Annotated in this window: 12 protein-coding genes; 3 read left to right on the top strand and 9 right to left on the bottom strand. The window is 61.8% G+C overall.

Annotated elements, in window-relative coordinates:
- The first annotated feature begins 12 nt into the window (after positions 1-12).
- Positions 13-222 (top strand): cold shock domain-containing protein, encoded by a 210-nt coding sequence (locus ACK6BI_RS14775; RefSeq protein ID WP_077044286.1) that lies wholly within the window; start codon positions 13-15, stop codon positions 220-222.
- Positions 223-357: 135 nt separating this feature from the next.
- Here the strand turns inward: ACK6BI_RS14775 and ACK6BI_RS14770 are convergent, their stop codons facing one another.
- From ACK6BI_RS14770 to ACK6BI_RS14755, 4 genes are all read right to left on the bottom strand, one after another.
- A complete protein-coding gene (locus ACK6BI_RS14770) occupies positions 358-735 on the bottom strand; it encodes a hypothetical protein (protein ID WP_409317641.1) in 378 nt (125 codons plus the stop codon).
- Positions 736-811: 76 nt separating this feature from the next.
- Positions 812-1621, bottom strand: coding sequence for a putative RNA methyltransferase (locus ACK6BI_RS14765; RefSeq protein WP_409317640.1), 810 nt, complete (start codon positions 1619-1621; stop codon positions 812-814).
- Positions 1621-2772 carry a succinyl-diaminopimelate desuccinylase gene (dapE, locus tag ACK6BI_RS14760; protein ID WP_409317639.1) on the bottom strand — a complete coding sequence of 384 codons (1152 nt, stop codon included), beginning with the start codon at positions 2770-2772 and terminating at the stop codon, positions 1621-1623. The genes ACK6BI_RS14765 and dapE overlap by 1 nt, the downstream gene beginning before the upstream one ends.
- 211 nt (positions 2773-2983) lie before the next feature.
- The gene (locus tag ACK6BI_RS14755) at positions 2984-5575 is read right to left on the bottom strand and encodes a glycosyltransferase (protein WP_409317638.1); all 2592 of its coding nucleotides are present in this window, start codon (positions 5573-5575) and stop codon (positions 2984-2986) included.
- A 213-nt stretch (positions 5576-5788) separates the two neighbouring features.
- Here ACK6BI_RS14755 and tcdA point away from each other — a divergent pair, with 213 nt between their 5' ends.
- Complete coding sequence (tcdA, locus tag ACK6BI_RS14750; RefSeq protein WP_260522373.1) at positions 5789-6607, top strand: tRNA cyclic N6-threonylcarbamoyladenosine(37) synthase TcdA; 819 nt, start codon at positions 5789-5791, stop codon at positions 6605-6607.
- An 88-nt stretch (positions 6608-6695) separates the two neighbouring features.
- Here the strand turns inward: tcdA and ACK6BI_RS14745 are convergent, their stop codons facing one another.
- The 4 genes from ACK6BI_RS14745 to ACK6BI_RS14730 all read right to left on the bottom strand — a co-directional run bounded on the left by ACK6BI_RS14745 (position 6696) and on the right by ACK6BI_RS14730 (position 9860).
- A complete protein-coding gene (locus ACK6BI_RS14745; protein ID WP_409317637.1) occupies positions 6696-7100 on the bottom strand; it encodes a SufE family protein in 405 nt (134 codons plus the stop codon).
- Complete coding sequence (locus tag ACK6BI_RS14740) at positions 7097-8302, bottom strand: aminotransferase class V-fold PLP-dependent enzyme (RefSeq protein WP_409317636.1); 1206 nt, start codon at positions 8300-8302, stop codon at positions 7097-7099. The genes ACK6BI_RS14745 and ACK6BI_RS14740 overlap by 4 nt, the downstream gene beginning before the upstream one ends.
- A gap of 129 nt (positions 8303-8431) precedes the next feature.
- Positions 8432-9466 carry a 2,3,4,5-tetrahydropyridine-2,6-dicarboxylate N-succinyltransferase gene (gene dapD, locus ACK6BI_RS14735; RefSeq protein WP_409317635.1) on the bottom strand — a complete coding sequence of 345 codons (1035 nt, stop codon included), beginning with the start codon at positions 9464-9466 and terminating at the stop codon, positions 8432-8434.
- 31 nt (positions 9467-9497) lie between these two features.
- Entirely contained in the window at positions 9498-9860 is a 363-nt protein-coding gene (locus ACK6BI_RS14730; protein WP_047601306.1) for an ArsC family reductase, read from the bottom strand.
- Between the two features lie 181 nt (positions 9861-10041).
- Here ACK6BI_RS14730 and ACK6BI_RS14725 point away from each other — a divergent pair, with 181 nt between their 5' ends.
- Positions 10042-11673, top strand: coding sequence for a Na+/H+ antiporter (locus tag ACK6BI_RS14725; protein ID WP_409317634.1), 1632 nt, complete (start codon positions 10042-10044; stop codon positions 11671-11673).
- 6 nt (positions 11674-11679) lie between these two features.
- Here the strand turns inward: ACK6BI_RS14725 and ACK6BI_RS14720 are convergent, their stop codons facing one another.
- Entirely contained in the window at positions 11680-12408 is a 729-nt protein-coding gene (locus ACK6BI_RS14720; protein ID WP_409317633.1) for a M12 family metallopeptidase, read from the bottom strand.
- Positions 12409-12479 lie beyond the last annotated feature (71 nt).

Genomic DNA, 12479 nt, shown 5'->3' with positions numbered 1-12479 from the left:
GAGTATGAACAGATGGCAACACGTGAAACCGGCAGCGTGAAGTGGTTCAACGATGCCAAGGGCTACGGCTTCATCCAGCGCGAAGACGGGGTGGACGTGTTCGTGCACTACCGCGCGATCCGCGGCGAAGGCCACCGTTCGCTGACCGAAGGTCAGCAGGTCGAATACGCGGTGGTGGAAGGGCAGAAGGGGTTGCAGGCCGAAGACGTTGTAGGTCTGTAACGCAAATCTTCAGAACACCGAAAACTCTGTGGGAGCGAGCTTGCTCGCGATAGCAGGCTGACATTCAGCATCATTGTTGACTGAAAGGGCCCCATCGCGAGCAAGCTCGCTCCCACAGGTTTTGTGCATTGTCTGTTACGCAGTTTTCCAGGTGATTTCTTCTTCACCATCGGCGCTGATCCGGATCCAGCGATCGGCCGATTCCTCACCTTCCTCCTCGACCCAGCTGCCAGGCGCGCAGCGCACTTCGACGTTCAGCGCGGCGAAAGCGGCCCGGGCGCAGGCGATGTCGTCGTCCCACGGGGTTTCATCGCTTTCCAGGTACAGGCTGTTCCACTTGCCCACGGCTTTCGGCAGCCAGGTCACCGGAATGTTGCCGGCCTTGCACTTCCAGGTCTGGCCTTTCTGTTCCCAGTCGCTGCATGGGCCGAGGGCGGCGCCCAGCCAGGTGGAAATGGCCTTGTGGTCGACGTCGGCGTCTTTCAGGTAAATCTCGATGTCCGGTTGGCGCATGGATATCCTCACTGCGGGTCTGAAAAATCCATTCGCGGATTTAGCCGGCCCCGGGCTACTTGCCCGAGTCCAAAAGTTATTGAAGAACGAAATAATCGTAGCGCATCGACACGGTGGTCACGAACGGCTCAGGCTGTTCTATCACCGCCGCACGGCGTTCGGCACTGGCGCGCCAGCCGTGAGGCGTCATCGCCAGCAGGTTGGCGCGATCCTCGGGCTTGTCCAGCGTCAGTTTGAATTCGAGTGTTTCACTGTGGACCAGCGCCATGCCCTCCGGCACCAGGGCCAGGTGCTTGTCGTCGGTGTACTCCCGCACTTCGTCGTACAGGCGTTCGCGCAGTTCCATCAGATGGCCGCTGGTCGGGCCGACTTTCATCAGGCCGCCGCCGACGCTGAGCAGACGCTTGGCCTCCTCCCAGTCCAGCGGACTGAAGACGCTGGCCAGGAATTGGCAACTGCCGGAAGCGAGCGGCACCCGGGCCATGCTGGCGATCAACCAGGTCAGCGTCGGATTGCGTTTGCAGGCGCGTTTGACCGCTTCCTTCGAGATGTCCAGCGCGTAGCCGTCAGCGTCCGGCAAGGCTTCGGCGATCTGCGCGGTGTAGTAGCCCTCGCCACAACCGATATCGACCCAACGGGCCGGCGCATAACCCGCCGCCAGTTCCGCCAGGCGCCTGGCCACCGGCGCATAGTGCCCGGCGTTCAGGAAGTCGCGGCGGGCCTCGACCATGGCCTGGTTGTCGCCGGGATCGCGACTGTTCTTGTGCTGCACCGGCAGCAGGTTCAGGTAACCCTGACGTGCGCGGTCGAAGCGGTGGCCGGCGGGGCAGACCACGCCGTTGTCCACCGCGTTCAGCGGTTCACTGCAGATCGGGCACGAGAGCATCAGGCGAGCAACTTGATCAGGGTCTGGTAGTAGATCTCGGTCAGCAAATCGAGATCGGAAGCCAGCACACGCTCGTTGACCTGGTGAATGGTCGCGTTGACCGGGCCCAGTTCAACCACCTGGGTGCCCATGGTGGCAATGAAGCGGCCATCGGACGTGCCGCCACTGGTGGACGCCCTGGTCTCGCGGCCGGTGATCTGTTTGATGCTCGACGACACGGCATCGAGCAGCGCGCCCGGTTCGGTGAGGAACGGCAGACCGGACAACGCCCAGTCGATGTGCCAGTCCAGGTTGTGTTTGTCGAGGATGTCGGCGACTCGCTTTTGCAGGCCTTCGACCGTCGACTCGGTGGAAAAACGAAAGTTGAACAACGCCACCAGATCGCCCGGAATCACGTTGGTCGCGCCGGTGCCGGAGTTGACGTTGGAGATCTGGAAACTGGTCGGCGGGAAGAAATCGTTGCCGTGATCCCAATGCTCGGCAGCCAGCTCGGCCAGGGCCGGCGCGGCGAGGTGGATCGGGTTCTTCGCCAGGTGCGGATAGGCCACATGGCCCTGCACACCGCGCACGGTCAGTTTGGCGCCGAGGGAGCCGCGACGACCGTTCTTCACCACGTCACCCACCAGCGCCGTGCTCGATGGCTCGCCGACGATGCACCAGTCCAGACGCTCGTTACGGGCTGCCAGACGCTCGACCACAGCCTTGGTGCCGTGATGCGCCGGGCCTTCTTCGTCGCTGGTGATCAGGAACGCAACCTTGCCCTTGTGATCCGGGTAGTCGGCGACGAAGCGTTCGGCGGCCACGGTCATCGAGGCCAGGCTGCCTTTCATGTCCGCCGCGCCACGGCCACAGAGCATGCCGTGCTCGTCGATCACCGCGTCGAACGGGTCGATCTGCCACGCGGTCACCGGTCCGGTCGGTACCACGTCGGTGTGACCGGCGAAGCACAGCACCGGGCCGTCGCCTTTACCGTGAGTCGCCCAGAAGTTATCCACATCTTCGATGCGCATCGGTTCCAGCTGGAAACCGGCATCGCCCAGGCGCTGCATCATCTGCGTCTGGCAATCGGCGTCGACCGGCGTCACGGACGGACGGCGGATCAGGTCGATGGCCAGTTGGAGGGTCGGCGAGAGGTCGGCGTGGGCCGTCATGGAAAACTCCGGATGCTGTAAATGTGGGAGCGAGCTTGCTCGCGATGACGATGTCCTGTTCAACATAAGTGTTGAATGTGACGGACTCATCGCGAGCAAGCTCGCTCCACAGGTCTAGTGGCAGGCCATCGGGGTCTTGGCCCCGCAAAATGGCGGTTATCTTAAAGCAAAACGGCGACCATTGGCCGCCGTTTAGTGCTTCGTCGAGGAATTAGACGACAGGTGCCGGTTCAGGCGCTGCCGCCGGTTTCGGCAGCGACGACAGGAACGCCATGATCAGCGCCGCCACGTATGGCAGCGACTGCACCAGCAGCATTGCCACCCAGAAACGCATGTCGTTGCTCGGAATGCCCTGCACCAGGAAAATCCCCAGCGCCGCGCCCCACAACAGCAGCATGATGAACAGCTCTTCCCGGGCTTCGGAAATCGCCACCCAGAAGCCGTGGTTATCGGCGTTCTTCGGGGTGCGGAAGAACGGAATGCTGCTGGTGAAGAAACCGTACAGCACCGCTTTGGCGATGGTGTGCGACAACGCCAGGCCCGCCAGTGCGGCGCAGAACGCGTCCTTGAGGTTCACGCCCACGGCGCGACGGTAGAGGAAGATGATCTTGCCGACCTTGAAAATGAACAGCGCCAGCGGCGGGATCGCGAAGATCAGCAATGGCGGATCGACCCGCTGCGGCACGATGATCATCGCCGCCGACCACAGCAACGCGCCGACGGTGAAGAAGATATTCATGCCGTCCGCCACCCACGGCAGCCAGCCCGCAAGGAAGTGATAGCGCTGGCCGCGAGTCAGTTCAGTGTCCTTGCCCCGCAGCAGGCTGCGGGTGTGACGCTTGATGATCTGGATCGCACCGTAGGCCCAGCGGAAACGCTGCTTCTTGAAGTCGATGAAGGTGTCCGGCATCAGACCTTTGCCGTAACTGTCATGGTAATACGCCGCCGACAGGCCTTTTTCGAATACCCGCAGGCCCAGTTCGGCGTCTTCACAGATACACCAGTCGGCCCAGCCCAGTTCTTCCAGAACCGAACGACGGGTCATGGTCATGGTGCCGTGCTGGATGATCGCGTCGCGGTCGTTTCGGGTCACCATGCCGATGTGGAAGAAGCCTTTGTATTCGGCGTAGCAGAGCTTCTTGAAAGTGCTTTCGTTCTGGTCGCGATAGTCCTGCGGTGACTGCACCACGGCGATTTTCGGGTCGGCGAAGTGCGGCACCATGTGCTTGAGCCAGTTCGGGTGCACGCAGTAGTCGGAGTCGATCACCGCGATCACTTCGGCGTCCTTGGCGGTGTGCGGGATCAGGTAGTTCAACGCGCCGCCCTTGAAACCGGCCAGGGGCGAAACGTGAAAGAACTTGAAGCGCGGGCCGAGGGTTTCGCAATAGTCGCGCACCGGTTCCCAAACCGCCGGATCCTTGGTGTTGTTGTCGATGATCAGGACTTCGAAGTCCGGATAGTCGAGATTGGCCAGGGCGTTGAGGGTCTGTTTGACCATCTCCGGCGGCTCGTTGTAGCACGGCACATGGATCGACACTTTCGGGCGGTAGTCCGAATCGCCGACCACCGGCAGGAATTCGCGGCGACGCTTGTGGATCCACACCGCCTCGGCCAGTTCATGGGCCTCGGTCAGCAGCACGATAAACACCCCCAGCGCACCGAGCGCCAGCAGGAAACCCACTGTCAGGCTGAACCACGTGCTGTATTGCTGGCTGTAGTCGTAACCGATCCACACCAGCACCGACCCGCACAGGAATGCAATAAAGGTCAGGAAGGTACGACCGCGCTGGCGCAGGGCCGAGCCGTCGATCATCAGCAGGGTCAGCGACAACAGCGCCAGCACCACCGAACCGATGGCCAGCACGCGCCATTGCGGGATCGCCACCACCGGGCCTTCGAAGTTGAATTTCTGCTGGCGTGCGGCGTTGAACACGCCCCAGTAGGCGCCTACCGAGCCTTCGTCACTGGCCTTCCACGGCTGGTCGAACGCTTCGATCACGAAGTAGTTGAAGCCCTGGCGATTGAGTTTGTTGACCAGCGTGCGCAGGTAGATTGCCTGATCCGCCGGCGACGCATCGGCGCCACCGCGCATGCGGCCGTTGCTCGGCCAGCCCACTTCGGACAGCAGCAGCGGCTTTTTCGGGAACATCTTTTTCAGGTCGCGGGCGCGGTCGAAAACGAACTGCCCGGCCTTGTCCACCGGAATGAATTCCCAGTAGGGCAGGATGTGGGCGGCGATCAGGTCGACGTGTTTGGCCAGCTCCGGGTGCTCTTCCCAGACGTGCCATTGCTCGGACGTGGTGACCGGTACTTTCACGGCGGCACGCACGCGGTCGAGCAGCACGCTCAGTTGTTCGGCGGTGATTTCCTTGCGGAAGATCGCTTCGTTACCGACCACCACGCGAACAACGCTGCGCGAAGTGTTGGCCAGTTCGATGGCGCGGGTGATTTCCCGTTCGTTGCGTTCCTGATCCGGGCTGATCCAGATGCCCAGGGTCACGCGCAGGCCGAACTCTTCAGCCAGCTTCGGGATGTCCTGCAGGGAGCCGTCGACCGAGTAGATGCGGATGTTGTCCGTCAGCTTGCTCATGATCTCCAGGTCCCGACGCATTTCATCGTCGGACGGATACTGATCCTTCTGCGGGAATTGTCCCTGCTGGAACGGTGAATAGGAGAAACCGGAGATCTGCTCCGGCCAGTTCGGCGCGGAGACGGGGCGGTTGATCAGCGCCCAGAAACCGGTGAACAGGGCGGCGATTGCCAGAACCACCACCAGGTTGAGTCCAAATTTACGCGATGACATAGCTGTGTCGGGTTCCAAGGTCTGTGGAACGAAGGGTCGGCTGGTTGACGCCTGAGGGCGCGCATCCTACACCGGCAGTTCGCCGAGTCCTACAACAGACAGGGAAATGCCGGACGTTGGGCAATACACTTTGACTTAAGTTCTTACACTTGTAGCTCGAAGCTTAAAACTTGTCGCTGCGTGGCCCTATAATGCGCGCCGGTTTTTGGGGTAATGGTCATGAGTACAGAAGATCCGCGGTTTGCAGGCATCGCCCGTTTGTATGGCGTTGAGGGAATGGCGCGTCTGCGCGCCGCCCACGTGGCGATTGTCGGCGTAGGCGGCGTCGGTTCCTGGGCGGCGGAAGCCATGGCCCGTTGCGGGGTGGGCGAAATCTCGTTGTTCGATCTCGACGACGTCTGCGTCAGCAATGCCAACCGGCAGTTGCATGCACTGGACAGCACCGTCGGCAAGCCCAAGGTCGAGGTGATGGCCGAACGTCTGCGCGGGATCAACCCGGACTGCAAGGTGCACGCCGTGGCCGATTTCGTCACCCGCGACACCATGGCCGAGTACATCACGCCGGATATCGACTGCGTGATCGACTGTATCGACGCCGTCAACGCCAAGGCTGCGCTGATCGCCTGGTGCAAGCGCCGCAAGATCCAGATCATCACCACCGGCGGCGCCGGCGGGCAGATCGATCCGACGCTGATTCAGGTCTGCGACCTCAACCGCACCTTCAATGATCCACTGGCCTCGAAAGTGCGCTCTACATTGCGCCGCGACTACGGTTTTTCGCGCACCGTGACCCGTCACTACAGCGTGCCTTGCGTGTTCTCTACCGAACAGCTGCGCTATCCGAAACCGGATGGCAGCATCTGCCTGCAGAAGAGTTTTGTCGGTGATGGCGTGAAGCTGGACTGCGCCGGCGGGTTTGGCGCGGTGATGATGGTGACGGCGACGTTCGGCATGGTTGCGGCGACCAAGGCCGTGGACAAGATTGTCGCGGGCGTCCGGCGGCCGGCGGATCGGGTCAAGCCTCAGGCTTGATGTGGCGCCTCAAGGCCTCTTCGCGAGCAGGCTCGCTCCCACATTGGAATGCATTCACATGTGGGAGCGAGCCTGCTCGCGAAAGCGATTAACCAGCCAACTCATTCATCCGCTTGAGCACGGCATTCAAGCCATTGCTGCGAGAAGGCGATAGTTGCCGCGACAGGCCGAGTTGATTAAACCAATCTGGCAGATCGATTTGCTGCAACTCAGCGGCAGACAAACCGTTGACCCGCAGCAGCAACAACGCCACCAACCCGCGAATCATCCGGGCATCACTGCTCGCCGCGAACTGCCAGCGGCCATCGCGGAACTCCCCGACCAGCCACACCTGACTTTCGCAGCCGTGCACCCGGTTGGCCTCGCACTTGTCCGTATCGCTCAACGGCGGCAGGCGATCACCAATCTGCATCAGCAGGCGCGCCCGTTGTTCCCAGCCGGCAGCATTCTGAAAGGTTTGCAGGGCTTCGGCAGCCTCGGCCGGCAGGCTCATCGCAACAACTCCAGCGCCTGATCCAGCGCGTCAAAGAAGCGCTCCAGATCTTCGGAATCGTTGTACAGCGCCAGCGACACGCGGATCGCCCCGGCCAGTTCGAAACGCTTGAGCAACGGCATCGCGCAATGATGCCCGGCGCGCACGGCAATGCCCTGTTCGGTCAGCAAGTGCGCCAGGTCGGCGTTATGCACGCCTTCGACGACAAAACTGGCCAGCGCCAGTTGTGGCTTGCCCAGCAGGCGAATGCCATTGCGGGCGGCGAGGCCGCGCAACAGGTAGTTGTGCAGCGCGGCTTCGTGGGCGGCCACCGCGTCCAGATCCAGTCCCGCGAGGTAGTCGAGGGTCGCACCGAGGCCGATCACGCTGGCGATCGGCGGCGTGCCCGCTTCGAAACCCAGCGGCGCAGGGCGGAAACGGGATTCGTGATAATTGGCTTCCAGCACCATTTCGCCGCCGAACTGCCACGGGCGCAGTCGCTCAAGCGCCTGGTTGCGCCCGAACAGCACGCCGAGGCCATCGGGGCCGTACAGCTTGTGGCTGGAAAACACGTAAAAGTCGCAACCCAGGGCCTGCACGTCATGGCGGCCATGGACCACGCCTTGAGCACCATCGACCACGGTCAGCGCATTGTGCGACTTGGCCATCGCCAGCAGCGCCGGCAACGGTTGCCACGCGCCGAGCACATTGGACAATTGGCTGACCGCCAGCAGACGGGTGCGCGGACCGATCAGGTGAACGGCGGCGGCGAGGTCGATCACACCGTCATCGTCCAGCGGCAGGATCACCAGTTTCAGGTCGCGACGTTGTGCCAGTTGCTGCCACGGCAGCAGGTTGGCGTGATGCTCCAGGGCGCTGATGACAATTTCATCGCCCGGATGGAAAAGATGCTCCAGGCCGTACGCCAGGAGATTCAGCGCACTGGTGGCGCCGTGGGTGAAGATGATCTGCCCGCTGTCACCGGCATTCAGCCACTGCGCGACCTTCAGGCGACTGTCCTCGAACGCCTGCGTAGCGTGAGCGCCGGGCAAGTGCTGCGCACGGTGCACGTTGGCTGCGCCATTGGCGTAGTAATGCGCCAGCGCGTCGAGCAGGGCCTGGGGTTTTTGCGTGGTGGCGGCGTTGTCCAGATAGGTCTGGTCCTGCCGTTGCAGGGCGGCGATGGCCGGGAAATCGGCGCGCCAGGGGGAGGGGATCATCATCTGTTCAGCCCTGTGAACTTGGGCGGGTGTACACAAAACCTTGCGGGAGCGAGCCTGCTCGCGAAGGCGTCCTTATGGACGCCAAAAGCTTCGCGAGCAGGCTCGCTCCCACACCGGTCAATGTGCTGCTTAGTTGTGAGCGTGCAGCGCTTCGTTCAGTTCGATCGCCGATTTGTGGGTCTTGCATTCCACGGCACCGGTTTCCGAATTGCGACGGAACAGCAGGTCGGTCTGGCCGGCCAGCTCACGCGCCTTCACGACTTTGACCAGGTTGTTGTTTTCGTCCAGCAGTGCGACTTTGGTGCCGGCGGTCACGTACAGGCCCGACTCGACGGTGTTGCGGTCGCCCAGCGGGATGCCGATACCGGCGTTGGCGCCGATCAGGCAGCCTTCGCCGACCTTGATCACGATGTTGCCGCCGCCCGACAGGGTGCCCATGGTCGAGCAGCCGCCGCCCAGGTCCGAACCCTTGCCGACGAACACGCCAGCGGAGACACGGCCTTCGATCATGCCCGGGCCTTCGGTGCCGGCGTTGAAGTTGATGAAACCTTCGTGCATCACGGTGGTGCCTTCGCCCACGTAGGCGCCCAGACGCAGACGTGCGGCATCAGCGATACGTACGCCGGCCGGTACCACGTAGTCGGTCATTTTCGGGAACTTGTCCACCGAGAACACTTCCAGCAGCTCGCCACGCAGACGGGCTTCGAGTTGCAGCTCGGCCAGTTCGCTCAGGTCGATGGCGCCCTGGCTGGTCCAGGCCACGTTCGGCAGCAGCGGGAAGATCCCGGCCAGGCTCACGCCGTGCGGCTTGACCAGACGATGGGACAGCAGATGCAACTTCAGGTACGCCTCTGGCGTGGAGGTCAGCTGAGCGTCTTCGGCCAGCAGGGTGGCGACCAGCGGCTTGTGGCTTTCGGCCAGGCGGGTCAGCAACTTGCCCTGTACCGCGTCAACGCTTTTTACCGCTTCAGCCAGTTGCGCAGCCTGTGCGTTGGTGAAAGCGATGGCCTGGTTGCCTTCGGTGTAACCGAGAATCGGCGCGACCGCTGCGACCAGTTCAGCGGACGGGTTGAGCAGCGGTTGGGCGTAGAACACTTCCAGCCATGCGCCTTGACGGTTTTGAGTGCCGACGCCGAAGGCCAGGCTGAACAGGGATTTGGACATGTGAATACCTCTGCGAAAAGTGACGGGCTGCTTACTTGAGCGCGGCCGCGTAGATATCTGGCTTGAAGCCAATCAGGGTTCGGTCGCCGAGATCGAGCACCGGGCGCTTGATCATCGAGGGTTGAGCGAGCATCAGTTCGATGGCTTTCGACTGGTCGAGATCGGCTTTGCGTTCGTCGTCGAGCTTGCGAAAGGTCGTGCCTGCGCGGTTCAACACCGTTTGCCAGCCGTGTTCGTCGCACCATCGGGTCAGGTGTTCACGGTCGATGCCGGCGGTCTTGTAATCGTGAAAATCGTAGCTGACAGCGTGTTCATCGAGCCAGGTGCGCGCCTTCTTCATGGTGTCGCAGGCCTTGATGCCGAAAAGGTGCAACGTTTTGCTTGAAACGGTCAAGGAATCGTCCCCTTTACAGGTGCTGGGAAAAAATGGTGTCGGATTATGCCATGACCAGACGGTTTCGCGGCGCCGAGGTTGCTTTTGCAGTGGGGCCTGCGACATAGGTGCAACGGTCAGCCACAGCCCAAGCGGCTAATATGGCAGTTCAACGCTGTCGATTGTCCGGGATTTCCGCTTTATGCAAACCGCTTATACCGTCCTGATCCTGCTGATGCTGGTCAGCGTCTCGCGCCTGGTGGGACGGGTGATTCCACTGCCGCTGCCGCTGGTGCAGATCGCTGCCGGTGCCTTGTTGGCCTGGCCGACTCTGGGCCTGCATGTGGCGCTGGATCCCGAACTGTTTCTGTTTCTGTTCCTGCCGCCGCTGTTGTTTTCCGATGGCTGGCGCATGCCCAAGCGTGAGTTGTGGCGTCTGCGCGGGCCGGTGCTGACGCTGGCGGTCGGTCTGGTGCTGTTTACGGTGGTCGGTGCCGGCTACTTTATTCACTGGTTGTTGCCCACGATTCCGTTGCCGGTGGCCTTCGCACTGGCGGCGGTGCTGTCGCCGACCGACGCCGTGGCCGTGTCGGCCATATCGCAGAACCGCCTGCCGACGCCGCTGATGCACATGCTGCAAGGCGAAGCGTTGATGAACGATGCTTCGGGTCTGGTGACGTTCAAGTTCGCCCTGGTTGCGGCAGTCACTGGTGCATTCTCGCTGGCCAATGCCAGTCTGACGTTCGTGCTGGTAGCGGTCGGAGGACTGGCATTGGGGGTGGCGCTGAGCTGGCTGGTGGGCCGTTTGCGCGCCTGGATGATCGCCCGGGGCTGGGATGACCCCGCCACTCACGTGGTGTTCATGTTGTTGCTGCCGTTCGCCGCGTATGTGCTGGCCGAACGACTGGGCGCGTCGGGCATTCTCTCGGCCGTGGCGGCGGGGATGATGCAGAGCTGGCTCGACCTGCTGCCGCGCCAGACCAGCACCCGCTTGCTCAATCGCAGTGTCTGGTCGTTGCTGGAGTTTGCCTTCAACGGATTGATCTTCCTGCTGCTTGGCCTGCAACTGCCGGACATCATCAAGGCCGTGGTCAGCCACGAAACCTCTTTGTGGCCGACCCTGTTCTACCGCTGCCTCGACGTGGTGGCGATTTTCCTGGCGCTGGTGCTGCTGCGTTTCATCTGGGTACAAAGCATCTGGCGTCTGTCGGTGTTGTTGCGGCGGTTGCGCGGCAAGGGCGAACTGACCCAGGTGCCCACGGCTCGTTCCTGTTGGTTGCTGACCGTCGGCGGGGTGCGTGGCGCGGTGACGCTGGCAGGCGTCATGTCGGTGCCGATGCTGATGGGCAGCGAGGCCTTTCCCGAGCGCGACCTGCTGATTTTCATCGCTGCCGGGGTGATCCTGATGTCGCTGGTGGCGGCCTGCATTGCGTTGCCGTTGCTGTTGCGCGGGATCCAGAAAAGCCCCGACGACAAACGCCGCCAGGAAGTCCGTGATGCCTGGCGCAAGACCGCCGAAGCGGCGATCCATGCGCTGGAGGTCGAAGAGGTCAATCCGCAGGATGCCGCGCAAGCCGCACTGTCGGCGGAGCTCAAGGCGCGGATCATGTCGGAGTACCGTCATCAGCTTGAAGTCTTCAATGACTCTGTCGAGGCTCAGGCGCTGGCCTTTCAGATGGACTTGCTTGAGCGCCGTTTACGACTCAAGGCGCTGCGCGCGCAGCGTCTTGAGTTGTACAGCCTGAGTCGTCAACACCAGATCGGCGACGACGTGTTGCGTGAAGTGTTGGGTGAACTTGACTTGAGTGAGGCGAATCTGGGGCAGGTCAAATAGGGAAAGTTACCCGGGATAAAGCAGTCTCATCAGGCGTTTGTCCTTCTTGCTGATTTTGCGGTTGATCGGCACTTCCCAGTCGCCCACCGTCAATGTGTTGGCGACCGGGTGGTGCATGATCGACCTGCGATCGTAGGTGGTGTAGATCGCATCCAGTGTGTCGAAGGACGCGAACAGGTTTCTGTCGACCTGCTCCTCGGTCAGCGGGTTCATTTCACGGTTCTTGTAGAACTCATACACCTTTGGCTTATCCCACGGAATATTGGCTTTCGGGTGTTGATGCTCGTGCATCGCACCCAGTGCGTGGCCGAATTCGTGGATGACGATCACCTCGAAGTCTTCATGTTCCGGTTTGACCCCCAGATTCATGGTGGGATGGTCGGGGTGGATCAGCAGGGCGTCGGTGCCCAGCATCGAACTGTTGTCGTTGTTTTTTGTGGCAATGCGGATATCGCCTTGCAAATCGTCGACGAAATCGAACTTGAGGTTGATGTACGGCAACCACCGGCTGGCGGCGCAGATGATTTTCGCCTTGTGCTCTGCATCGGGAGCGTCCATGAAGGCGATTTTCAGTGTGCGGCCATTGGCCCACAGCTTTGAGTAATGGAGTACGGAGCGTTTGCGGCGAGTGCCGGAACGCTGGCCGGCATTGGCCGGGTTTTCGTTGATGGCTGCGATGTAGGCGGCTTGATCATCGGGCCACTGAATGAGCTGACAATCCAACAGATCGTTCATGTCGACTTCTTCCTTGAAGTTGGTTCGCGAGGGCGCACGGCTGTGCGCGGCTCAAGACTAACGTCTGGCCG

Source organism: Pseudomonas sp. KCJK9016 (assembly GCF_046231795.1).
GTDB lineage: Bacteria > Pseudomonadota > Gammaproteobacteria > Pseudomonadales > Pseudomonadaceae > Aquipseudomonas > Aquipseudomonas bananamidigenes.
This window is presented reverse-complemented; position numbering and strand designations above follow the sequence as displayed.

Bases quoted from the DNA above. Each gene is read 5' to 3' on its own strand.
- ACK6BI_RS14745 (WP_409317637.1), bottom strand. From the start codon at position 7,100: ATGAGCCTGCCGGCCGAGGCTGCCGAAGCCCTGCAAACCTTTCAGAAT.
- ACK6BI_RS14770 (WP_409317641.1), bottom strand. From the start codon at position 735: ATGCGCCAACCGGACATCGAGATTTACCTGAAAGACGCCGACGTCGAC.
- ACK6BI_RS14740 (WP_409317636.1), bottom strand. From the start codon at position 8,302: ATGATGATCCCCTCCCCCTGGCGCGCCGATTTCCCGGCCATCGCCGCC.
- ACK6BI_RS14720 (WP_409317633.1), bottom strand. From the start codon at position 12,408: ATGAACGATCTGTTGGATTGTCAGCTCATTCAGTGGCCCGATGATCAA.
- ACK6BI_RS14775 (WP_077044286.1), top strand. From the start codon at position 13: ATGGCAACACGTGAAACCGGCAGCGTGAAGTGGTTCAACGATGCCAAG.
- dapD (WP_409317635.1), bottom strand. From the start codon at position 9,466: ATGTCCAAATCCCTGTTCAGCCTGGCCTTCGGCGTCGGCACTCAAAAC.
- ACK6BI_RS14725 (WP_409317634.1), top strand. From the start codon at position 10,042: ATGCAAACCGCTTATACCGTCCTGATCCTGCTGATGCTGGTCAGCGTC.
- ACK6BI_RS14755 (WP_409317638.1), bottom strand. From the start codon at position 5,575: ATGTCATCGCGTAAATTTGGACTCAACCTGGTGGTGGTTCTGGCAATC.
- tcdA (WP_260522373.1), top strand. From the start codon at position 5,789: ATGGTCATGAGTACAGAAGATCCGCGGTTTGCAGGCATCGCCCGTTTG.
- ACK6BI_RS14765 (WP_409317640.1), bottom strand. From the start codon at position 1,621: ATGCTCTCGTGCCCGATCTGCAGTGAACCGCTGAACGCGGTGGACAAC.
- dapE (WP_409317639.1), bottom strand. From the start codon at position 2,772: ATGACGGCCCACGCCGACCTCTCGCCGACCCTCCAACTGGCCATCGAC.